Source organism: [Flexibacter] sp. ATCC 35103, from assembly GCF_001975985.1.
Classification (GTDB): domain Bacteria; phylum Bacteroidota; class Bacteroidia; order Flavobacteriales; family Flavobacteriaceae; genus Flavobacterium.
This window is the reverse complement of sequence record NZ_MTQF01000004.1, coordinates 676049-696553: the sequence shown is the minus strand read 5'-3', so window position 1 is coordinate 696553 and position 20505 is coordinate 676049. Positions and strand designations below refer to the sequence as shown.

The window sequence follows — 20505 nt, the reverse complement described above, 5'->3', positions numbered from 1 at the left end:
ATCAACAGATCAAATTTTCATGCAATTATCGGTAATTATTCTCAATTATAATGTGCGTTACTTTCTGGAACAATGTGTTTTAAGTGTTCAGGAAGCGCTTTTGACACTTGATGCCGAAATTATTGTAGTCGATAATAATTCATCAGACGAAAGCTGTTTAATGATGAAAATTAGATTTCCAAACGTAAAATTAATTCAAAACAATTCTAATTGTGGTTTTCCTAAAGGCAATAATATTGGTGTTGAACATGCTTCCGGAAAATATATTTGTATTTTAAATCCCGATACTATTGTTGCCGAAGATACATTTATAAAAGTTCTGGCTTTCGCCGAAAACCAAATTGATTTAGGGATTATAGGCTGTAAATTAATTGACGGAACAGGAAGTTTTCTGCCCGAAAGTAAACGAGGGATTCCAACGCCTTGGGTTGCCTTTACCAAGATTTTTGGTTTGTATAAAGTTTTTCCAAAATGGAGGATTTTTAATCAATATTATGCACAACACTTAAATAAAAATGAGACCGGAAAAGTTGAGATTTTAGTTGGGGCATTTATGGTAATGCATCGTAATTTGTATTTGGAACTGGAAGGTTTCGATGAAAAATGTTTCATGTATGCAGATGATATCGATTTGTCATATCGGGTATTGCAGAAACAGAAATCAAACTATTACTTTCATGAAACGACCGTTTTGCATTATAAAGGAGAAAGCACCGTGAAAGACGAAAAATATATGAAACGCTTTCAGGAAGCAATGAGCTTTTTTTATCAAAAGCATTTTAAAAGATCATGGTTTTTTGAATTTTTCATTCAAATCGGAATTTGGTTTTTCTCTATTGTAAAAATGTTTGAAGGAAAAACGAAGTCAAAACCTGAACCGGAAAGTGTTGTTTTTTATTCTTTAAATAAAAATTTGTCTGAAAAATTACCTTTTATTTTAAAAAATAAAGTTGTCTTTTTCGATTTGAAAAAAGAAAAAATGGTAAATTCGTCCCTGATTTTTAGGGGTAAAAAGGTGGAGATTATTTTAGATAATCAGTATGTTTCGTTCAAAAAATGTATCAAAATCATAGAAACTCTTAGAGATAAGAACATTACTTTTAAGATTTTCCCCAAAAATACAAATTTTATTATCGGGAGTAATTCCCGAAATGACAGAGGGCAAATTATAAAAATTGAGTAGAAAATTATATTAAGTGTAATTTATATTTAAAATATTCAGTAATTTCGCAATCAGAAAATCAAAATCATCCTTTAGATTAACAATATGGCAAGATTTGAATTAAAGCTTCCTAAAATGGGAGAAAGTGTCGCTGAAGCAACTATTACCAACTGGTTGAAAGAAGTGGGAGATAAAATTGAAGCTGATGAAGCTGTACTGGAAATTGCAACTGATAAGGTTGACAGTGAAGTACCAAGCGAAGTTTCGGGAATTTTAGTTGAACAGTTATTTGGCAAAGATGATTTAGTTCAGGTAGGACAAACCATTGCAATTATTGAAACAGAAGGTGATGCGCCAGCAGCAAAATCTCAAGAAGTTGCTGCTCCTGCTGAAGTTGCTGCAATAGAACAAACTATAGAAGCTGCGAAAGATGTTGTAGCTGCTCCGCAAGATTTTTCCGGATCAGATAAATTCTTTTCTCCTTTAGTAAAAAATATTGCGAAAGAAGAAGGGATTTCTGTGGCAGAATTAGAAAGTCTTGCCGGTTCAGGGAAAGACGGACGTGTAACAAAAGAAGATATTTTAAAATATATTGAAGATCGTAAATCTGGTGTTGTCGAAACTCCAAAAGCGGTAGTTCAGACTCCAAAAGCTGCAGAACCAGTAGTTCAGGCAGTTCCGGTTCAAAAAAGCCAGCAAGCAGTTCCTGTTTCTGTAAATGGAGGTGACGAAATTATCGAAATGGACAGAATGCGTAAACTGATTTCAGGATACATGACTGCTTCAGTTCAGACTTCGGCTCACGTGCAATCATTTATTGAGGTTGATGTGACGAATATTGTAAAATGGAGAGAAAAAGTAAAAACTGCTTTCGAGAAAAGAGAAGGTGAAAAGTTGACTTTTACGCCAATTATGATGGAAGCTGTGGCAAAAGCCTTAAAAGATTTCCCGGGAATGAACATTTCTGTTGATGGGGATTATATCATCAAAAAGAAAAATATAAATTTAGGAATGGCAGCGGCTTTACCAAACGGAAATTTAATTGTTCCTGTAATTAAAAACGCAGATCAATTGAATCTTGTTGGAATGGCAAAAGCGGTTAACGATTTAGGAAACCGTGCAAAAGCCGGAAAACTAAAACCAGACGATACGCAAGGCGGAACTTATACCGTAACAAACGTGGGAACTTTTGGCAGTGTTTTTGGAACGCCAATTATCAATCAGCCACAAGTTGGTATTCTTGCTCTTGGTGCAATTCGTAAAGTTCCTGCTGTTATCGAAACACCTGAAGGTGATTTTATAGGGATTCGTCAAAAAATGTTCTTGTCGCATTCTTACGATCACAGAGTGGTTGATGGAGCTTTAGGTGGAAGTTTTGTAAAAAGAGTTGCAGAATATTTAGAAGCTTTTGATATTGACAGAGACTTCTAAAATCAAATAAAAATAAATTCAAACCCGGAAAATTTTAATGATTTTGCGGGTTTTTTGTTTGTAAGAAAAGGTTAAAGAAATGAACGTTGTCTTTCTTTAAGAATATATTTTAAAGTTAAAGTCTGAAAATTGAATCCATTTTTGATTAAAAAAAATAAGAATACAGGAGGAAATTCGGCTTTAAAAATTACATTTGTAATCTTATAAAAATTAAAAATGGAACTCAAACTCAACAAACCAATTTGCTTTTTTGATCTTGAAACAACCGGAATTGATATCGGTAAAGATCGAATTGTAGAAATTTCGATATTCAAAGTTTTTCCAAACGGAAATAAAGAAAGTAAAACATGGTTAGTGAATCCTACGATTCCAATTCCGCCACAAACTACAGCTGTTCACGGTATAACTGATGAAAAAGTAGCAAACGAGCCTACTTTTGCAGAACTTGCACCTCAGGTTCATAATATGATTAAGGATAGTGATTTGGGTGGTTTTAATTCTGATCGTTTCGATATTCCGTTGCTTGCGGAAGAATTACTTCGCGCCGGAGTTGACTTTGATATGAAAAATAAAGTTTCAGTAGATGTGCAGACTATTTTTCATAAAATGGAAGAACGTACTTTAAGTGCTGCATTGAAATTTTACTGCGGAAAAAGTCTTGAAAATGCGCATTCTGCAGAAGCGGATACAATGGCAACTTACGAAATATTAAAAGCACAATTAGATCGTTATCCGGATTTAGAAAATGATATGAAGTCATTGTCTGAATTTACAACCCGTAAAAAAATCGCTGATTTCGCCGGAATGATTGCTTTCGATAAAGACAACGAAGAAATTTTTACCTTCGGAAAACATAAAGGCGCAAAAGTGGATAAAATTCTGGAAACTGAACCGGGATATTTCAGCTGGATTCAAAACGCAGACTTTCCATTATATACCAAAAAAGTTCTGACAGCAATCAAACTAAGAAAGTTAAATACGAAATAAGTTTTTAGTCACAGTCTCAGTATGCAGTTTTGTGCTGGAACTGATTTTGTATTTTGCAAAGACTGTGACTGAAAACCGAGACTGAAAACTAAAAAGAATGAAGATAATCTGTATCGGTAGAAATTATACCAATCATATTGAGGAATTAAAAAACGAACGACCAACCGAGCCTGTAGTTTTTATGAAGCCGGATTCAGCAGTTTTGTTGAAACAGCATCCGTTTGTAATTCCTGAATTTTCTGAAGAAATTCATCACGAAATAGAGATAATTGTAAAGATTAATAAAGTAGGGAAGTATATAGAGCCTAAATTTGCTCATAAATATTATGATGAAATTAGTGTAGGGATTGATTTTACTGCTAGAGATTTGCAGGATAAACTGAAAGCTAAAGGATTACCCTGGGAAAAAGCAAAAGCATTTGATGGTTCTGCGGTTATTGGAGAGTTTTTACCAAAAACCGACTTTGTTTCGATGGAAAATCTTACATTTGAGTTAACAAATAATTCTGAAACGGTTCAAAAAGGAAATACAAGTTTTATGCTTTGGAAAATAGATGAACTTGTGGCGTATGTATCGCAATTTTTTACATTAAAAATTGGAGATATTATCTTTACGGGAACTCCGGAAGGTGTCGCTTCAGTTAAACCTAATGATGTTTTAGAAGGCTTTTTAGAAGATAAAAAATTATTTAGAATACAAGTAAAATAATGGCTTTAAAATACAACCTTTCGAAAGTATATGCGCTTTCAGACAATGATCCGGAATTTGTAAACGAAATTCTGCAATTATTTGTTACCGAAGTTCCTGAAGATTTACAGCAAATCAAAGAAGGAATCAAGAAAAAAGATCATAAATATGCATATTCTTACGCGCACAAAATAAAACCAACATTAGATTTAATGGGGTTAAATGTTGCTTTTGAAGAAATTCTGCAAGTTGAAGCCTGGACAAAGGCCGAAGGCAAGAAGAAAGAAATTATCGAAACTTTTAAAAGTATTAAAGTTCAGGTAAAAGAAGCAATTAAAGAAATTAAAAAAGATTTCGATTTGTAAAAAAAGCACGTTCCTGTTTTTGAGTTTATGCTATAGGCTGAAAACAGGAGCGTATTAATAGTTATAGAGATTCACTCTATCTTTTGTTCCGGAAATATTTTACTTAAACAAACATCACTTTTGTTATAAAAGCAAGTTGTTTATATTCTTCAGGTAAAAACGGGAGCATAACATCCTCTTTCTAATAACCACTTACAACACAAGTAAGTAAAAATAATCCACAGCTATGAAAGCAACTATCATTACTATTGGAGACGAAATTTTAATAGGTCAGATTGTAGATACCAATTCAGGGTTTATTGCCAAATCTCTAGACGGAATTGGTGTTGAGGTTCATGAAATGATTTCGATAAGCGACGATAAAAAACACATTCTGGATACCTTTGCGCAATTGCAAAACAAAGTAGATGTTGTAATTGTAACAGGAGGTTTAGGGCCAACGAAAGATGATGTAACTAAAAAAACTTTCTGTGATTATTTTGACGATGAGTTAGTCGTAAATCCGGAAGTTCTGGCACATGTGACAGAATTGATCGAAGGATTTTATAAACGACCAATTTCACAATTAAATAAAGATCAGGCCTTGGTTCCGTCAAAATGTACCGTTTTACACAATAAAATGGGAACTGCACCGGGAATGTGGATGAAAAAAGAAAATACCGTGTTTATTTCGCTTCCGGGAGTTCCTTATGAAATGAAATATTTAGTCGAAGAAGAGATAATTCCTAAAATAGTTCGCGAGTACAAACGTCCTTATATCATTCATAAAACCATTTTAACCTATGGTCAGGGCGAGAGTCTAGTGGCAGAACGTATCGAGGACTGGGAGAATAATTTACCTGAATTTATTAAATTGGCGTATTTGCCAAATCCCGGCAGAGTGCGTTTGCGTTTGTCTGCCAGAGGGACAAATAAAGAATTGCTTGAAGCGGCAATTGAAGAAAATGTAAAAACATTAGATGCTATAATTCATGATATTATAGTAGGATATGAAGAAAATGAAACGATAGAATCTGTAGTTGGTAAAATTTTAACCAAACAAAATAAAACAATCTCAACGGCAGAAAGTTTTACGGGAGGAAAAATTGCTTCGATTTTGTCAGCGGTTCCCGGAGCTTCTAACTACTTTAAGGGCAGTATAGTTTCGTATGCAACAGAGGCGAAGGTTAATGTTCTCGGTATCTCGCAGGATTTAGTTAGTCAATTTTCGGTAGTTAGCGCAGAGGTTGCTTCTGCTATGGCTTTGAAGGTGAAAGAGATACTTAAAACAGACTATGCAATTGCAACAACTGGGAACGCCGGACCGACAAAAGGAGACTCAGATGCTGAAATTGGAACTGTTTTTATCGCTTTGGCTACTCCAAACGGTATAATTACGGAAGAATTTAATTTTGGCCAACCACGTGAAAAAGTGATAGATAGAGCTTCGATTAAGAGTTTAGAAATATTACAGAAAGAAATTTTAAAAAATGTGCTGTAATTTTTTGTTTCAATCGTTTATTTTTCTTTTCTTTGCACCCTGATTTTGAATAACGATAAAAGATAAGTATAATGTCAAGAGTTTGTGACCTTACAGGTAAAAGAGCGATGGTAGGAAATAACGTTTCTCACGCTATGAACAAAACTAAGAGAAAATTTTCTGTAAACTTAGTTAAAAAGCGTTTTTATCTTCCAGAAGAAGATAGATGGATTACTCTTAGAGTAGCAGCATCTACGATAAAAACAATTAATAAAAATGGAATTTCTGCTGTTTTGAAAAAAGCACAGTCAGAAGGATTTATCAAATAATCTTTTCCTAAATAAATATATAGCAAGATGGCAAAGAAAGGTAATAGAATCCAGGTAATTTTAGAATGTACTGAACACAAGACTTCTGGTGTTGCGGGTACTTCAAGATACATTACAACTAAGAACAAAAAAAATACACCAGACAGATTAGAGATTAAGAAATTTAATCCAATCTTGAAACGTGTAACTGTTCACAAAGAAATTAAGTAATAATTTAGAGATTTTAGTACAATCCTGAATGTTGATTATAGCAATATTACTAACATTTAAGATTTATTGAATTTCAATAACATTTAAATCATGGCAAAGAAAACCGTAGCATCGTTACAAACATCTTCTAAGAGATTATCAAAAGCCATCAAAATGGTGAAATCTCCTAAAACAGGTGCATATACATTCGTAGAATCTATTATGGCTCCTGAAGAAGTTGATACTTTCTTGAAAAAGAAATAATAACAATTACAGTATATAGAAAAGCTACTTTCATTCGGAAGTAGCTTTTTTATTTTTTATATTTGTCTAAAATTTTATAGAAATATAACAATTGGCTTTTTTTTAAGCATTAATTCCCGATATCCTCTATATCTTTACTTTCGGTTTTGTGAAGTCAAATGATATAAAAACTATTGGTTCATATGAAAACAATTGGGCTTCTATAAAAATTAGGATTATTAGATTGTCAAAAATCGTATAGTCTAAAAAACTAACAACCTATAAAAATGAGTTTTTTTAAAAAATTATTCTCTACTGATAAAAAAGAGACTTTAGACAAAGGTCTTGAAAAATCAAAAACTACTTTTTTCTCAAAGTTAAGTAAAGCCGTTGCCGGAAAATCTAAAGTCGATGATGATGTTTTAGATGATCTGGAAGAAATTCTTGTGGCTTCAGACGTTGGTGTAAATACAACCTTGAAAGTGATTTCCCGAATCGAAAAACGTGTTGCCGAAGATAAATATTTAGGTACAGATGAGCTAAATCAAATTCTACGAGAAGAAATTGGTGCTTTATTATCTGAAACCAATACTGGTGAAGCAACTGAATTTGAAATTCCAAAAGATAAGAAGCCATATGTTTTAATGGTTGTAGGAGTAAACGGAGTAGGTAAAACGACTACAATTGGTAAATTGGCTTATCAGTTTAAAAAAGCCGGTTATAAAGTTGTTTTAGGAGCTGCTGATACTTTTCGTGCTGCTGCTATTGATCAATTACAGGTTTGGGCAGATCGTGTAGATGTGCCAATTGTGAGACAAAATATGGGTAGTGATCCTGCTTCTGTAGCTTTTGATACCCTGCAATCAGCTGTGGCGCAAAATGCCGATGTCGTGATTATTGATACTGCCGGACGTTTGCATAATAAAGTTAATTTAATGAATGAGCTTACCAAAGTAAAACGTGTAATGCAGAAAGTAGTTGCTGATGCGCCTCATGATGTACTTTTGGTTTTGGATGGCTCTACTGGACAAAATGCTTTTGAACAGGCTAAACAATTTACTGCTGCAACTGAAGTAACTTCTCTTGCTGTAACTAAATTAGACGGAACTGCAAAAGGTGGTGTTGTAATTGGTATTTCTGACCAGTTTCAAATTCCTGTAAAATATATTGGTGTAGGTGAGGGAATTGAAGATTTACAGGTTTTTAATAAATACGAATTTGTAGATAGTTTTTTTAAATAATTTTCGAAATAATTTCAATGAGTTTTTCTTCTATAAAAAATATAACACCTCTTACTTTTTATTTCGGAAGTGTTATTTGTTTTGTTTTAGCAAATGTATTAAGAGATAAAGTTTTATCCTTTTACTACATTTTACTGGTATTGGGAATCGTTTTCTTTTTTATGGGAATCCTTAAAAGATTGGGTACCAAGCGATAGTTTAATATAAACGAATTTTCTTTAATAAGATTTCATCAAAATTGCATTGTTCTATTTTTGACAATGTTGATAACTTGATCGTGATCTTATTTTTGTTTTTAGCAATTTTTATTTCTTTTGAATTTATAAGGTTAACTTTGTATTACAAAAGATTCTTTTAAAAACAGGAGTTTTAGCCCTGATGGAAGCGGCATCCTTTTTCTTGCTTTTTTGCAGGAAAAAGATATAGCGGACAGCAGGAATCAGCTCCAAATTCTTCTACTGAAGCTTAAGGATATTTAAAATGACATTTGTTAAATTTAATAAGTATACTATGAAAAACACTTTTATGATTTTGGTTTTATCGTTTTTGTTTGTGAGTTGCAAACAGGAAATTAAACCGGCAGATATTGCTAAATTAAATGGCTATTGGGAAATTGAAAAAGTGGTTTTTGATAAAGGAGAAGATAAGGATTATGGAATGAATGAGAGTTTTGATTATTTTGATGTTAAAAATAATAAAGGAATAAGGAAGAAAGTTATGCCTCAACTTGATGGAACTTTTTTGACAAGTGATTCTTTTGAGAATGTGTCGGTTCGATTTAAGGAAGATCAGGTTTTTCTGGATTATAAAACAGATTATGCAAAATGGAGCGAGGAATTGATTTTGATTACAGATGAAAAACTGGTGGTAAAAAATCAAGAGAATAAGGAATATCATTATAAAAAAGCAGGACCAATAAATTTATTAGACAATGGCAAAAAGACTAAATAATCAGAGTACGATTGGGGCTGTTTTGCAACAGATTATCCAAGTGAATAAGCTAGGTCCCGGAATGGATCAGATTGATGTAAAAGAGGCCTGGAGACAGTTGATGGGGAATGGAGTAAATACGTATACGAAGAATGTAATATTGAAGGGGAGTACATTGTATGTAGAATTGGGTTCGGCAGTTTTAAGGGAAGAGTTAAGCCACGGAAAATCTAAAATAGTGAAAATGATTAATGAAGAATTAGGTCGTGAGGTGGTGAAAGATGTTGTTTTGAGATAGATTAGTTGGTGATTTGAGAATGAAGTTTTTGTTGTGATGAGTATAAAATCTAAGTTTAAATTTTGGACGATCCTTTTAATTTCTTATTTTACAATATTGCCACTAGTGGCGGTTTATTTTTCGGCTAAGTCGATAACGGCAGGTATGTTTTTGCCTATTTTATTTGTATTATTTATAGTGTTTTTTTGGCTCACAGTTTTTAGAACCAGGGCGTTTAAAGTTGAAATTGAAGATACTGCTATAATTATAAAACGCTATTTTGGAGCTGGAAAATCTGTAAGTTATGATTTTAATACGTTAGATGGTTTTATAACATTGATTGAATTCGCAAGAGGAGGAGTTTATGAATCCCTTTTTATTCTTAAAGACGGAAAAAGAATTGGTAGTATTTCTAACTTTTATCACAGTAATTTTGAGGAATTAAAGTCGGTTTTGAAAGATAGACTTACGGATATGGGAGAGAGGGAACCTGCTTTTATAAAAGAAGGTATTGAACTGTTTAAGTAAAAGATATAAAAAAACCTGTTTCAGATTTGAAACAGGTTTTTTTGTATTTGTAAACTGTCACTGATAACTGTGACTGTAAACTTATATTAGAATTGCTCTCTTCCAGCAAAGTGAAATGCACCTTCGATTGCAGCGTTTTCGTCGCTATCAGATCCGTGAACAGCATTTTCTCCAATAGAAGTTGCGTATGCTTTACGAATAGTTCCTTCAGCAGCTTCAGCTGGATTTGTAGCTCCAATTAAAGTTCTGAAATCTTCTACTGCATTGTCTTTTTCTAAAATTGCAGCAACAATTGGACCGCGAGACATGAATTCAACTAATTCTCCGTAGAAAGGTCTTTCTGCGTGAACTGCGTAAAATGCTTGAGCATCAGCTACAGTTAATTGAGTTAATTTTAATGAAACGATTTTGAAACCTCCATTAGTAATCATTGCTAAGATATTACCGATGTGTCCGTTTTGAACTGCATCTGGCTTAATCATTGTAAAAGTTCTATTTGTTGCCATTTTATATTTTATTAAATTTTGTGCAAAAGTATACTTTTTTTATGAATTGTTTTTAATTAATTCGTAATTAAAACATGGTAGAATGATGTTTTAACCAAAAAAAACTTTTTTTTGATCCATATGTATAAAGATGCACAGCAGTGCATCTACCCCAAGGTAAATCTTTAATAAAAAAAGACGCACTACTGTGCGTCTCTACATATATGGTAAAATTTAAACTTTGAATATTAGTTTATTTTTATAGAATATCCATAAAATAAAAGTCCAGATTGCAACATAAACCAGGGCTCCAGCTAATGAAGCTGTCATTGGATTACTGAAAAATGGTGCAATCCCGAAAATATATAAATAATTTAGAAGATTAATTTGTTCAGCAGGATTATGTGGATTTTTAAATTGAATCATCACCAGTGCTTGTGGGATAATCTGCGAAAAGAAAAAGACAATCATTGGATTTACTCCCCAGATTAAAAATAATTTAAATCCTTTTTTATAATCTGCAATATCAATTATATAATATAATAATGCCAGACAAGTTGCAGCTAATCCAGTCGTATACAAAACGTAGCTGCTTGTCCAGAGTGATTTATTTATAGGGAAAATAATATCCCAAAGTAGTCCTACAATAATAAGTGCTACACCTGCAAGAGCTATTTTTGAAGCTTTTTGTGTTTTGGTAATCTCGCGTTGTAAAATCTGTCCAATTAATAAACCTATGATTCCGTTTACGATTGATGGCAGAGTACTCAAAATTCCTTCAGGATCCCAGGTTATGGTTTCGCGGTACATATGTCCTTTTAGTAATATACTGTCAACCCATGAAGCAAGATTAGTTCCTTTTTCCAGATTTGGAGCTCCAATTCCGGGAACAGGTATTAATGTCATTGCTGCCCAATACCCTAATAATAAAACTGCACCGGTTATGATTTGTGTTTTTTTGCTGGTTTTTAAATATAAAAGAGAAACTACAAAATATACAATTGCTATTCGCTGTAAAACTCCGGGAAGGCGAACATCCTGATAGGCTTCGATACCGCTGTAAGCTAAAAACAGATAGATAAAGAGAATTGAAAAAGCCAGGATATTTTTAAGTTTAGAGCTAAAATCACCCATTAATGAATAACCAACTATAACAGTAATGATTAAGCGACCAATAAGAAGTGAAATTCCTTCTAACCCAAATAATTGTATTTTAGAAAAATAATTAAAGAAAATGCCCAGACAGAACATTCGTAAAGAACGAACCAGTATTTTATTAAAAGTGGTATCGTCCCAGGTTTTGGTTGGCATTGCTAAGGGAACAGCGACTCCCATGATAAAAATAAAAAACGGAAAAACTAAATCGGTTGGCGTGCAGCCATGCCATTCTGAATGTAATAAAGGGGCGTAAACATGTCCCCAATCTCCGGGATTATTAACAATTGTCATTAATAAAATCGTTAATCCTCTAAAGACATCTAAAGATATCAAGCGCTCTCTGGTCATAATTTTTGGTAAATAGGTTAATTTTTGTTTTTTAAAAGTTACTATTTGGTTTAGAGAGGCAATAATTTCAGACGAGGTGGTTATTTGTTTCTGAGGATTATTACTTTATTGTTTGCCACAAATTCAGACAAATCTATTTGTAAATTTATGGCGACTTTTTTTGTTGCTTTATATTGTTATGATGTTAAAATTCGTTTCTAAAGGTTTTAATTTTTGAATTAAAAGCGGAATCAATTGTTCGCCTTTTTCCAGATAAAATTCTGAGAAATTAGTTTGGCGTTCCTGCAGACTCTGATTTGGAAATAATTCGGATTGCAAATCTGTGACACGTTGGATTTCGTTATCTAATTTTCGTTTTTGAGCTTTTAATAATCTTTTTTCAAGATTTTCCAATCCTTTCTTTTGTTTGACTTCCTGTGCTTTTACAGCTCCTGTAAATGATTTATCCGTTTGTTCTGCTAATTTGTAAAGATATTCAAATTGATTTTCCAATATTTCTTTTTGAGGTGTCAGATCAATCGCAAAATCAGATAATTTATGAGTAATGGCATTTGTTAAATCTGCAGGTTTTGTAAAAAGGTCTTCCCAAGACAGATTTAATTTGTCTGCTTTTTTACCTTGTTTCTCTGTAGATATAAGTACCGAGTTACGAACTAAAAGCATTGGGAAAGTAATGTTTACAGCTTCAAAAAATGCTTTTAATTCTAACCAGTAAGCAATTTCTCCGCCTCCGCCAATGTAGCATAAATTAGGTAAAATAATTTCCTGATATAGTGGACGCATAATCACGTTTGGACTAAATTTTTCCGGATTGCTTTCCAGTAATTGTAAAATTTCATCTTTAGAAAATGAGATTTTAGTATTGTTGACAAAGTATTTATCATGCTCAAAAATAATTCGTTCACGTAAATCATCTTCAATATAGAATAAATTTATTTCACGTGGATTTACCTGAACATTATATGCTTGTAATTGCTCGATAGTTTCCTGAACTGCTTTAAATGAAGTTTGTTCAAATAATTCTTCTTTGATATACGGGATAAAAGCTTGTTTTAAATTGGCATCATCAGCATCTAAAATCACTAAACCATAATTAGCAAACAAACTATTGGCTAAAAAACGAGTAGCATCAGCTAGTTTTTCGTGTTTTAAATAAGCTTCTTCAAATAGTTTTTTCAGAGCATTTGCATTAGTACTTGATCCTAATTCTTTTGAATAAATTTCGAAAAATTCAGATAAACCTTCAGTCGAAAGTCTTCCCACAGGACCTGTGCTTTCTGTGTTCCATCTAAATTTTTTTCCTTTAAAATTGAAATAGTTGATCTCTTCAAAATCATGATCTTCTGTCGCCATCCAATAAATTGGAACAAAATTATTCGTTGGATATTTTAGTTTTAATTCCTTGGTAAGATTAATCGTCGAAATGATTTTATACAAGAAGTATAGCGGACCACTAAATAAATTTAACTGATGTCCGGTTGTGATGGTATACGTATTTTGAAGCGCTAAAAGCTCGATATTTTGTTTTGTCGAATCAGAGATTTCAATATGCTGATATTGCTTTTTTAAAGTTTCAACCAGAGGAATTCGGTTGTTGTTATTAAAGTTAGCAGCTTTTTCAGCGATCTGTTTTTCGAAGTTTTCTAAAGTAGGAAAGTTGTTGTACAGCGGCTTTAATTCTGATTTTTGATCTAAATAATCTTGCATCAATTTAGAGAAATATCCTGAAGTTTGATAGCTGATACAGTCGGTAGGCATAATTTTAAATTTATTTTTGACAGCTGTAAATTTAATGAAAATATGCAGTGAAAAACAGTTTTAACGATAGCTTATGATTTGATTTTTAAAATTTATTTTAAAGCTCCTGTAATCAAGTTTTTAATGTTGCATTATTTGATGGCTGAAATAAATTGAAAATTAGGAAAATTTGTTAAAAATACAGGATGATTTAAAAGTATTTATTCTAAAGGTGAATTATTAGTAGCGAAATTCTATTTTTGTAATTAAAAAAGATATATCTATTTACATGGAAACTACCCCGAAAAAGAAGAACTCATTAAAACATGTTCTTTTCGGTTCCTTAATTGGTACCACAATTGAATTTTTTGACTTTTATATTTATGCCAATGCAGCTGTATTGGTTTTTCCTCAATTATTTTTTCCGGGTTCTGATTCGACTATGGCGACTTTAGAATCGTTAGCTACTTTTTCAATAGCTTTTTTATCGCGACCTTTGGGCTCAGCCTTTTTTGGACATTATGGAGATAAGATAGGGCGTAAATTTACGTTAGTTGCTGCTTTATTAACCATGGGTATTTCTACTGTTACCATTGGCTTTTTGCCAAGTCACGCAAGTATTGGTGTTGCTGCTCCATTGTTATTAATGCTGTGTCGATTTGGACAAGGAGTAGGTTTAGGAGGCGAATGGGGAGGAGCTGTTTTATTGGCCATAGAAAATGCACCACCAAATAAACGTGCCTGGTACGGAATGTTTCCGCAATTAGGAGCTCCAATAGGATTGTTACTTTCAGGAGGAACTTTCTTATTGCTGACCGATTCAATGAGTAATGAAGCTTTTATGGATTATGGATGGAGGATTCCGTTTATTGCCAGTTCACTTTTGGTAATTGTCGGGTTTTATATTCGAACAAAAATAACCGAAACACCTTCTTTCGAAAATTCTAAAAAAGAACAGGAAGAAGTTAAAGTTCCTTTTTTAACGCTTGTCAAATCGTATAAAAATCAATTGATTTTTGGAACGTTTGCAGCAATTACCACTTTTTTGGTTTTTTATTTAATGACCGTTTTTACGTTAAGTTGGGCAACTTCAGATTTAGGAATTGTGAAACGAGACGGATTATTAATACAATTATTTTCGGTATTGTTTTTTGCGATTTTTATTCCGGTTTCGGCTGTAGTCGCTGATAAAATTGGCCGACGCAAAATGCTTATTATTGCAACAGTGGCAATCGCGATTTTCGGATTTTTCTTTTCTTACTTTTTAAGTTCAGGAAACATTGTTTTAGTGACCACTTTCGCTTGTATTGGTATGGCTTTAATGGGGTTTACTTACGGACCTTTAGGAACTTTTTTGTCAGAGTTGTTTCCAACAAATGTTCGTTATTCCGGTGCCTCATTAACGTTTAATATGGCAGGAATTCTTGGTGCAGCTTTTGCACCAATGATCGCAATTTGGTTAGCCTCTACTTATAGTGTAAGCTACGTGGGTCTATATTTAACAATTGCGGCATGTATTTCTTTGTTTGCTTTTTTGATGATTAGCAAAGAAGAACATAAGTTTTAATTATTCTTATCTTATATATAATATAAAGCCTTTTGAATCTTTTTCAAAAGGCTTTTTTAATTTAAAATGAATAAAATCTTTTCCTGAAAAGTCTCTAAATATCGCGTATTTTTGCAAAAAATAATGTTGCCTTGAAAACCAAACTTTTTGTCGTTACTCCACCTTTTACACAACTGAATACACCGTATCCAGCAACTGCGTATATAAAAGGATTTCTGAATACCAAAAATATCGAATCTGTTCAGGCTGATTTGGGTATTGATGTTATTTTAGAATTGTTTTCAAAAAAAGGATTAATTGATTTGTTTGAATTTTCAAGTTTCAAGTTTCAGGTTTCAGGTTCTGCAACATCTGATAACTCCAAACGTATTTTTGCCTTACAAGATGAATATATCAAAACCATTGACGCTGTAATTCAGTTTTTGCAAGGAAAAAATCCAACATTGGCATTACAAATTTGTCAGGAAGATTTTTTGCCTGAAGCTTCTCGTTTTGCACAATTAGAAGAACTCGATTGGGCTTTCGGAACAATGGGAACTCAGGATAAAGCAAAACATTTGGCGACTTTATATCTTGAAGATATATCCGATTATATTGTAGAATGTGTCGATGAAAATTTTGGCTTTAGCCGATATGCCGAGCGTTTAGGCCGAAGCGCCAATTCATTTGATGAATTATACGATGCTTTACAGCAAGAACCTACTTATATAGACAAGATTTTAATTTCGATTTTAAAAGCAAAAATTGAAGCTGTTCAGCCTACTTTATTTTTAATTTCGGTTCCCTTTCCGGGGAATTTATATAGCGCTTTTCGATCGGCACAATGGATTAAGCAACATCATCCCGAGATTAAAATTTCGATGGGAGGTGGTTTTCCAAATACCGAATTGCGTTCACTTTCTGACGCACGCGTGTTTGAGTTTTTCGATTTTATTACCTTAGATGATGGAGAAGTTCCGATAGAAGAGTTAATCTTCAATCTCGAAAATCCAAATTACAATTTATACAAACGAACCTTTCTTTTAGAAGACGGAAAAGTAGTTTACAAAAACGATTCATTAAAACAAGATTACAAACAAGCTTACGTAGGAACTCCGGATTACTCTGATTTGTCTTTGGATAAATACATTTCGGTTATCGAAATTGTAAATCCTATGCATCGAATGTGGAGCGACGGCCGTTGGAATAAACTTACCATGGCACACGGTTGTTATTGGGGAAAATGTACTTTTTGTGATATTTCGTTAGATTATATCAAAGTTTACGAACCCGTTGCAGCCAATTTGTTGTGCGATCGTATGGAAGATATGATGCTGCAAACAGGACAAAACGGATTTCATTTTGTTGATGAAGCTGCACCGCCTGCTTTGATGCGCGCTTTGGCATTAGAAATTCTGCGAAGAAAATTAGCCGTAACCTGGTGGACGAATATTAGATTCGAAAAAAGCTTTTCTAAAGATTTGTGTTTATTACTGAAAGCTTCCGGTTGTATTGCTGTTTCAGGAGGTTTAGAAGTTGCTTCTGATCGATTATTAAAATTAATAGACAAAGGCGTAACCGTAGAGCAAGTAGCAAAAGTGACACGCAACTTTACCGAAGCCGGAATCATGGTTCATGCGTATTTAATGTACGGATATCCAACTCAAACCATTCAGGAAACGGTGGATAGTCTCGAAATGGTACGTCAATTATTTGAAGCTGGAATTTTGCAATCGGGATTTTGGCATCAATTTGCCATGACGGCGCATAGTCCGGTTGGATTGTATCCGGAAAAATTTGGCGTAACAAAAAAGACCGAAGCTATTGGAACCTTCGCCAATAATGATATTGATTATACAGATTCTACAGGAATCAATCATGATAAATTTAGTTTCGGATTAAAGAAATCGCTCTTTAATTTCATGCACGGAATTTGTTTTGACTACGAATTACAGGATTGGTTCGATTTTAAGATCCCTAAAACTAAAATTGATCCCGATTTTATTTTTAATGCTCTCGAAGAAGGAAATGATTTTAATACCAAACCAAATGCAAAAGTAGTTTGGTTAGGAGGAAAGCCATTTACAGAACATTTTACAAAATCTAAAAAAGGCAGATCCTGGGAAATGATGACTTTTACTTTTCATGATAAAAAAGAAAGTTTCAACATTCAGACCAATAAAGAAGAAGGTGAATGGCTGGTAGATATTTTAACCAAAATCACGATTTCAAATGCTAAAAATTATACTTTTCAGGAAGTAAAAGCTGATTTTGAAGCCACTTTAGATGATTTTGAATTATTCTGGTATTCAAAACCTATAAACACTTTACGCGAATTTGGTTTGCTTGTTTTATAATTTTAATACGAAACCGTTTCTCCATCTTCCGGAATCGAAACTTTATCTAAAAGGCCATTTTGTTCTAAGGCTAATCTCAATTCAGATCTTTTTGTTGGGCAATGATTTAAGGCTTCTAAATGATTTGCTAAAACATATTTAGGTGCTAAGGCAACAAATTTGAGGATATCGTTCATTCGCATTAATAAAGGCTGACCAATATCTAATCTTGCTGTTCCGCAGGCCACTACAGCAATTTCCGGTTTAAATTCAACCAGAACTTTTTGTACGTGTTCAGTAAAAACGGTATCAGAGCTTATGTAAATTGATTTTTCATTGGGTAATTCAATATAAAAACCCATTACGTTTCCCATAAATTTGGCAATAAATCCGTAACCATGAATTGCGGGAATGCCTGTAATTTTACCGCCCAAAAATTCCTCAGGTTCCCAATAGTTTAAAGTTTGAAGAATGTTTAATCCTCGTGCGCTTAAAGCATTTTCATCTTTTGAACTGCAAATTACCGGAATGCTTTTTCGTCGAAGAAAAACTTCTCCGGCTTTGTCAATATGATCAGGATGTAAATGTGTAATCAGGCAAATGGTAACGCGGCTTAAAATATCCCTGCTATTTTTGGGCAAAGCGACAAGCGGATTTCTATGGGGGTTATAACGAAAAATTGTAAAAGGAGGAATCGTTTTTCTTTTTCCTAACATGGGATCAACCAATATAACATCGGTTTCAGTTTCAATAACTAAAGTGGCGTTGCGTAAATGATGTAATTTCATATCGGGGAAAATTAGATATTAAAAATACGAAAGTTTTTTAAAATTAATTTTACAGTTTTTTTCTAATTTGTATTAAAAATATAACTTTTCAGGATAATGTATTTATAAGAAGGTTTTCGTAAGTATTATATTTTTAGGATGCTTTGTTAATGCTAAAAATGTTCTATAATGCTATAAAAACGTTTATAAACAAAATTTACACCGTAAACCTAAACCCAATTCCGTGAAGATTTTCGATAGAAATCCCTTTTTCATTAATTAAAATTTTACGCAGTCGCGAAATAAAAACGTCCAGACTTCTTCCCATAAAATAATCATCGGTTCCCCAAAGTGAAGTCAAAATTTGTTCTCTTTTTAAAACCGAATTCTTATTGTCCAGAAATAATTTCAATAATTCGGCTTCACGTTGTGTAAGGCTGATTTTTTCAGTTTCATTAAATAAAATAAAATTGTTCGTGTCAAATTGATACTTTCCAATTTCATAAACAGATTTTTCTATCGGTATATTTTTCTGAGAACGCTTCAGAAATATTTCGATTTTCAGCAATAATTCTTCGATGCTAAAAGGCTTTACTAAATAATCATCGGCGCCCAGACGCAAACCTTTGATACGATCTTCTTTTAATGTTTTTGCCGAGAGAAAAATAATCGGAATATCAGTATTTAATTTTCTAACTTCTGTAGCCAATTCAAAACCATCCATTTTTGGCATCATGATATCAAAGATACAAATGTCAAAATTTTCTTTTTTAAAGGTTTCCAATCCCAATTTTCCATCGCAACAATGAATAACTTCATAGTTATTTTGTTCCAGATTGTCTTTAGTCAAAAAAGCTAAAGTTTCATCGTCTTCAGTATAAAGTATTTTGAATTGTTTCATTTTTTATGAGGAATAGACAAGGTTATTGTAATACCATTTGCGAGATTGTTTTCGACTTTTATTTTCCAGTTATGCAAATTGCAAATTTCTTTTACATAATACAAACCAAGTCCAAAACCATTAACTTCATTGCTTTTCTCGTTTTGTGCACGGTAAAACTTATCAAAGATAAACGATAAATTTTTAGGCAAAATTCCGATTCCGTTATCAATAAAAGCGAGTTTTAAAATATTATTTTCTGATGATATTGCAATCGTAATTTCCGGTTTTTCGTTGCAATATTTCACCGCATTATCTAATAAATTGTAGACTAAATTAGTAAAATGAAAAACATCAATTTCTATTTTATAATCGTGAGATAAAGTTTCAATTTTAATGGTTGCATCAGGATATTTTAACTGAATATTTTCGATTACTTCTTCGATAATAGGAACAATTAAAATCATTTCTTTTTTTAATGCTAAAGGAGCAGAATCTGATTTGGCAACATTTAAAATCTTCTCAATATGATTGTTCAGTTTATGACTCTGATTGATGATGATATTGGTATAAGTATGAAGTTTTTTATCGTCCTTAATAGGATTTTGTTCGCTAAGATATTTTGAAGCAATTAGTATAGACGACAAAGGCGTTTTAAATTCATGCGTCATATTATTAATAAAATCCCGTTGCAATTCAGAGTATTTTTTTTGCTGCAAAAGTGTAAAAATCGAATACACATAAATCAGTAAAATAAGAATTAAAGCGATCGAAAGCACAAACCAAAAACGCATCGAACTGAATAAATAAGTTGTTTCATTAGGAAATCGAATAGCAAAATAATAAACTAAATTTTTATGCTTAGGGAAAGAAACTGTTCTTTTGGTCTTTTCTTTTTCAGAAAATGAGATGTATTTTCCATAAACCATTTCATCACTCTGACAATTATATACCGCATACTCAAAATCAGTTATAATATTCACTTTTTTAAACTCTGATCTCAAATAGAATTCTAAAATATCCGGTTCAAAATCGTTTTGAATGTTTACAATATAATAGTCGTTTGATATTTTTTGAACAGGATTCTGGCAAGATGATTCGTGATCTTTTCCTTCATATAATTTTCTGGCAACTTCAAGTAAAGCAATATTTACTTTCTGGCTCAGTTTCTTTTGTTCTAAAGTAAAAGCCTCTTTTGTCCAAAGCAATTGCGCCACCAATATGCTAATAATGGCTAAAAGTCCCAGAAGGATAATACTATTGAGTTTATTGATTTTCAAGAAAACGGTATTTTAGAGTGTAATATTAATCAAATTTAGGTTTAAAAACACCGATTAACAAGTCATTAACAAAGATTTGAAAGCGGTTAACAGCGATTAGGATTTGTCTGAAATATCTTTGTAAAACAAAATTAGAACT

General features: G+C 32.7%; 21 protein-coding genes. 15 read left to right on the top strand and 6 right to left on the bottom strand.

The features are described from left to right. Positions 1–19 precede the first annotated feature (19 nt). The 13 genes from BXU01_RS11025 to BXU01_RS10960 all read left to right on the top strand — a co-directional run bounded on the left by BXU01_RS11025 (position 20) and on the right by BXU01_RS10960 (position 9829). Complete coding sequence (locus BXU01_RS11025) at positions 20–1183, top strand: glycosyltransferase family 2 protein (RefSeq protein WP_083693250.1); 1164 nt, start codon at positions 20–22, stop codon at positions 1181–1183. 84 nt (positions 1184–1267) lie between these two features. Then, positions 1268–2593: a dihydrolipoamide acetyltransferase family protein gene (locus BXU01_RS11020; protein ID WP_083693249.1), complete on the top strand. Its 1326-nt coding sequence runs from the start codon at positions 1268–1270 to the stop codon at positions 2591–2593. 216 nt (positions 2594–2809) lie between these two features. Further along, positions 2810–3580, top strand: coding sequence for a 3'-5' exonuclease (locus BXU01_RS11015; RefSeq protein WP_083693248.1), 771 nt, complete (start codon positions 2810–2812; stop codon positions 3578–3580). Positions 3581–3677: 97 nt separating this feature from the next. Continuing rightward, positions 3678–4289 carry a fumarylacetoacetate hydrolase family protein gene (locus BXU01_RS11010; RefSeq protein WP_055095549.1) on the top strand — a complete coding sequence of 204 codons (612 nt, stop codon included), beginning with the start codon at positions 3678–3680 and terminating at the stop codon, positions 4287–4289. Continuing rightward, the gene (locus BXU01_RS11005) at positions 4289–4633 is read left to right on the top strand and encodes an Hpt domain-containing protein (RefSeq protein WP_055095551.1); all 345 of its coding nucleotides are present in this window, start codon (positions 4289–4291) and stop codon (positions 4631–4633) included. The genes BXU01_RS11010 and BXU01_RS11005 overlap by 1 nt, the downstream gene beginning before the upstream one ends. A gap of 226 nt (positions 4634–4859) precedes the next feature. Then, positions 4860–6113 carry a CinA family nicotinamide mononucleotide deamidase-related protein gene (locus tag BXU01_RS11000; RefSeq protein ID WP_083693247.1) on the top strand — a complete coding sequence of 418 codons (1254 nt, stop codon included), beginning with the start codon at positions 4860–4862 and terminating at the stop codon, positions 6111–6113. Between the two features lie 71 nt (positions 6114–6184). After that, positions 6185–6421: a 50S ribosomal protein L28 gene (gene rpmB / locus BXU01_RS10995; RefSeq protein WP_007805815.1), complete on the top strand. Its 237-nt coding sequence runs from the start codon at positions 6185–6187 to the stop codon at positions 6419–6421. 27 nt (positions 6422–6448) lie between these two features. Continuing rightward, positions 6449–6631, top strand: a complete 183-nt coding sequence (gene rpmG, locus BXU01_RS10990) for a 50S ribosomal protein L33 (RefSeq protein ID WP_017495179.1) — start codon at positions 6449–6451, stop codon at positions 6629–6631. A gap of 90 nt (positions 6632–6721) precedes the next feature. Continuing rightward, positions 6722–6874 (top strand): DUF4295 domain-containing protein, encoded by a 153-nt coding sequence (locus tag BXU01_RS10985; protein ID WP_007805819.1) that lies wholly within the window; start codon positions 6722–6724, stop codon positions 6872–6874. Positions 6875–7140: 266 nt separating this feature from the next. Then, positions 7141–8094, top strand: a complete 954-nt coding sequence (gene ftsY / locus BXU01_RS10980; protein WP_055095555.1) for a signal recognition particle-docking protein FtsY — start codon at positions 7141–7143, stop codon at positions 8092–8094. Between the two features lie 510 nt (positions 8095–8604). Next, positions 8605–9045 (top strand): hypothetical protein, encoded by a 441-nt coding sequence (locus BXU01_RS10970; protein WP_083693245.1) that lies wholly within the window; start codon positions 8605–8607, stop codon positions 9043–9045. Further along, on the top strand, positions 9026–9322 hold the full coding sequence (locus tag BXU01_RS10965; RefSeq protein ID WP_083693244.1) for a DUF721 domain-containing protein: 297 nt from the start codon (positions 9026–9028) through the stop codon (positions 9320–9322). Before BXU01_RS10970 ends, BXU01_RS10965 begins: the two co-directional genes overlap by 20 nt. A 36-nt stretch (positions 9323–9358) precedes the next feature. Beyond that, a complete protein-coding gene (locus BXU01_RS10960; RefSeq protein WP_083693243.1) occupies positions 9359–9829 on the top strand; it encodes a hypothetical protein in 471 nt (156 codons plus the stop codon). An 86-nt stretch (positions 9830–9915) separates the two neighbouring features. Here the strand turns inward: BXU01_RS10960 and BXU01_RS10955 are convergent, their stop codons facing one another. The 3 genes from BXU01_RS10955 to bshC form a co-directional block, all read right to left on the bottom strand. Further along, complete coding sequence (locus BXU01_RS10955; protein WP_017495185.1) at positions 9916–10335, bottom strand: nucleoside-diphosphate kinase; 420 nt, start codon at positions 10333–10335, stop codon at positions 9916–9918. A gap of 213 nt (positions 10336–10548) precedes the next feature. Next, a complete protein-coding gene (locus tag BXU01_RS10950) occupies positions 10549–11820 on the bottom strand; it encodes an acyltransferase family protein (RefSeq protein ID WP_083693242.1) in 1272 nt (423 codons plus the stop codon). Positions 11821–11988: 168 nt separating this feature from the next. Continuing rightward, positions 11989–13578, bottom strand: a complete 1590-nt coding sequence (gene bshC / locus BXU01_RS10945; protein WP_083693241.1) for a bacillithiol biosynthesis cysteine-adding enzyme BshC — start codon at positions 13576–13578, stop codon at positions 11989–11991. A 268-nt stretch (positions 13579–13846) separates the two neighbouring features. Here bshC and BXU01_RS10940 point away from each other — a divergent pair, with 268 nt between their 5' ends. Further along, on the top strand, positions 13847–15124 hold the full coding sequence (locus BXU01_RS10940) for an MFS transporter (protein ID WP_083693240.1): 1278 nt from the start codon (positions 13847–13849) through the stop codon (positions 15122–15124). Positions 15125–15255: 131 nt separating this feature from the next. Then, positions 15256–17460, top strand: coding sequence for a radical SAM protein (locus BXU01_RS10935; RefSeq protein ID WP_083693239.1), 2205 nt, complete (start codon positions 15256–15258; stop codon positions 17458–17460). Between the two features lie 2 nt (positions 17461–17462). Here the strand turns inward: BXU01_RS10935 and BXU01_RS10930 are convergent, their stop codons facing one another. The 3 genes from BXU01_RS10930 to BXU01_RS10920 form a co-directional block, all read right to left on the bottom strand. Then, on the bottom strand, positions 17463–18227 hold the full coding sequence (locus BXU01_RS10930; RefSeq protein ID WP_083693238.1) for an MBL fold metallo-hydrolase: 765 nt from the start codon (positions 18225–18227) through the stop codon (positions 17463–17465). A 196-nt stretch (positions 18228–18423) separates the two neighbouring features. Then, complete coding sequence (locus BXU01_RS10925) at positions 18424–19107, bottom strand: response regulator transcription factor (RefSeq protein ID WP_083693237.1); 684 nt, start codon at positions 19105–19107, stop codon at positions 18424–18426. Then, positions 19104–20366, bottom strand: coding sequence for a sensor histidine kinase KdpD (locus tag BXU01_RS10920; protein ID WP_083693236.1), 1263 nt, complete (start codon positions 20364–20366; stop codon positions 19104–19106). Before BXU01_RS10920 ends, BXU01_RS10925 begins: the two co-directional genes overlap by 4 nt. Between the last annotated feature and the right edge of the window lie 139 nt (positions 20367–20505).

Coding starts and splice junctions, on each gene's coding strand:
- BXU01_RS11025 (WP_083693250.1), top strand. CDS start 20: ATGCAATTATCGGTAATTATTCTCAATTATAATGTGCGTTACTTTCTG.
- BXU01_RS10925 (WP_083693237.1), bottom strand. CDS start 19,107: ATGAAACAATTCAAAATACTTTATACTGAAGACGATGAAACTTTAGCT.
- BXU01_RS11020 (WP_083693249.1), top strand. CDS start 1,268: ATGGCAAGATTTGAATTAAAGCTTCCTAAAATGGGAGAAAGTGTCGCT.
- BXU01_RS11005 (WP_055095551.1), top strand. CDS start 4,289: ATGGCTTTAAAATACAACCTTTCGAAAGTATATGCGCTTTCAGACAAT.
- BXU01_RS10960 (WP_083693243.1), top strand. CDS start 9,359: ATGAGTATAAAATCTAAGTTTAAATTTTGGACGATCCTTTTAATTTCT.
- BXU01_RS10965 (WP_083693244.1), top strand. CDS start 9,026: ATGGCAAAAAGACTAAATAATCAGAGTACGATTGGGGCTGTTTTGCAA.
- BXU01_RS11015 (WP_083693248.1), top strand. CDS start 2,810: ATGGAACTCAAACTCAACAAACCAATTTGCTTTTTTGATCTTGAAACA.
- bshC (WP_083693241.1), bottom strand. CDS start 13,578: ATGCCTACCGACTGTATCAGCTATCAAACTTCAGGATATTTCTCTAAA.
- BXU01_RS10985 (WP_007805819.1), top strand. CDS start 6,722: ATGGCAAAGAAAACCGTAGCATCGTTACAAACATCTTCTAAGAGATTA.
- BXU01_RS10955 (WP_017495185.1), bottom strand. CDS start 10,335: ATGGCAACAAATAGAACTTTTACAATGATTAAGCCAGATGCAGTTCAA.
- rpmB (WP_007805815.1), top strand. CDS start 6,185: ATGTCAAGAGTTTGTGACCTTACAGGTAAAAGAGCGATGGTAGGAAAT.
- BXU01_RS10940 (WP_083693240.1), top strand. CDS start 13,847: ATGGAAACTACCCCGAAAAAGAAGAACTCATTAAAACATGTTCTTTTC.
- BXU01_RS10950 (WP_083693242.1), bottom strand. CDS start 11,820: ATGACCAGAGAGCGCTTGATATCTTTAGATGTCTTTAGAGGATTAACG.
- BXU01_RS11010 (WP_055095549.1), top strand. CDS start 3,678: ATGAAGATAATCTGTATCGGTAGAAATTATACCAATCATATTGAGGAA.
- ftsY (WP_055095555.1), top strand. CDS start 7,141: ATGAGTTTTTTTAAAAAATTATTCTCTACTGATAAAAAAGAGACTTTA.
- BXU01_RS10930 (WP_083693238.1), bottom strand. CDS start 18,227: ATGAAATTACATCATTTACGCAACGCCACTTTAGTTATTGAAACTGAA.
- BXU01_RS10970 (WP_083693245.1), top strand. CDS start 8,605: ATGAAAAACACTTTTATGATTTTGGTTTTATCGTTTTTGTTTGTGAGT.
- BXU01_RS11000 (WP_083693247.1), top strand. CDS start 4,860: ATGAAAGCAACTATCATTACTATTGGAGACGAAATTTTAATAGGTCAG.
- rpmG (WP_017495179.1), top strand. CDS start 6,449: ATGGCAAAGAAAGGTAATAGAATCCAGGTAATTTTAGAATGTACTGAA.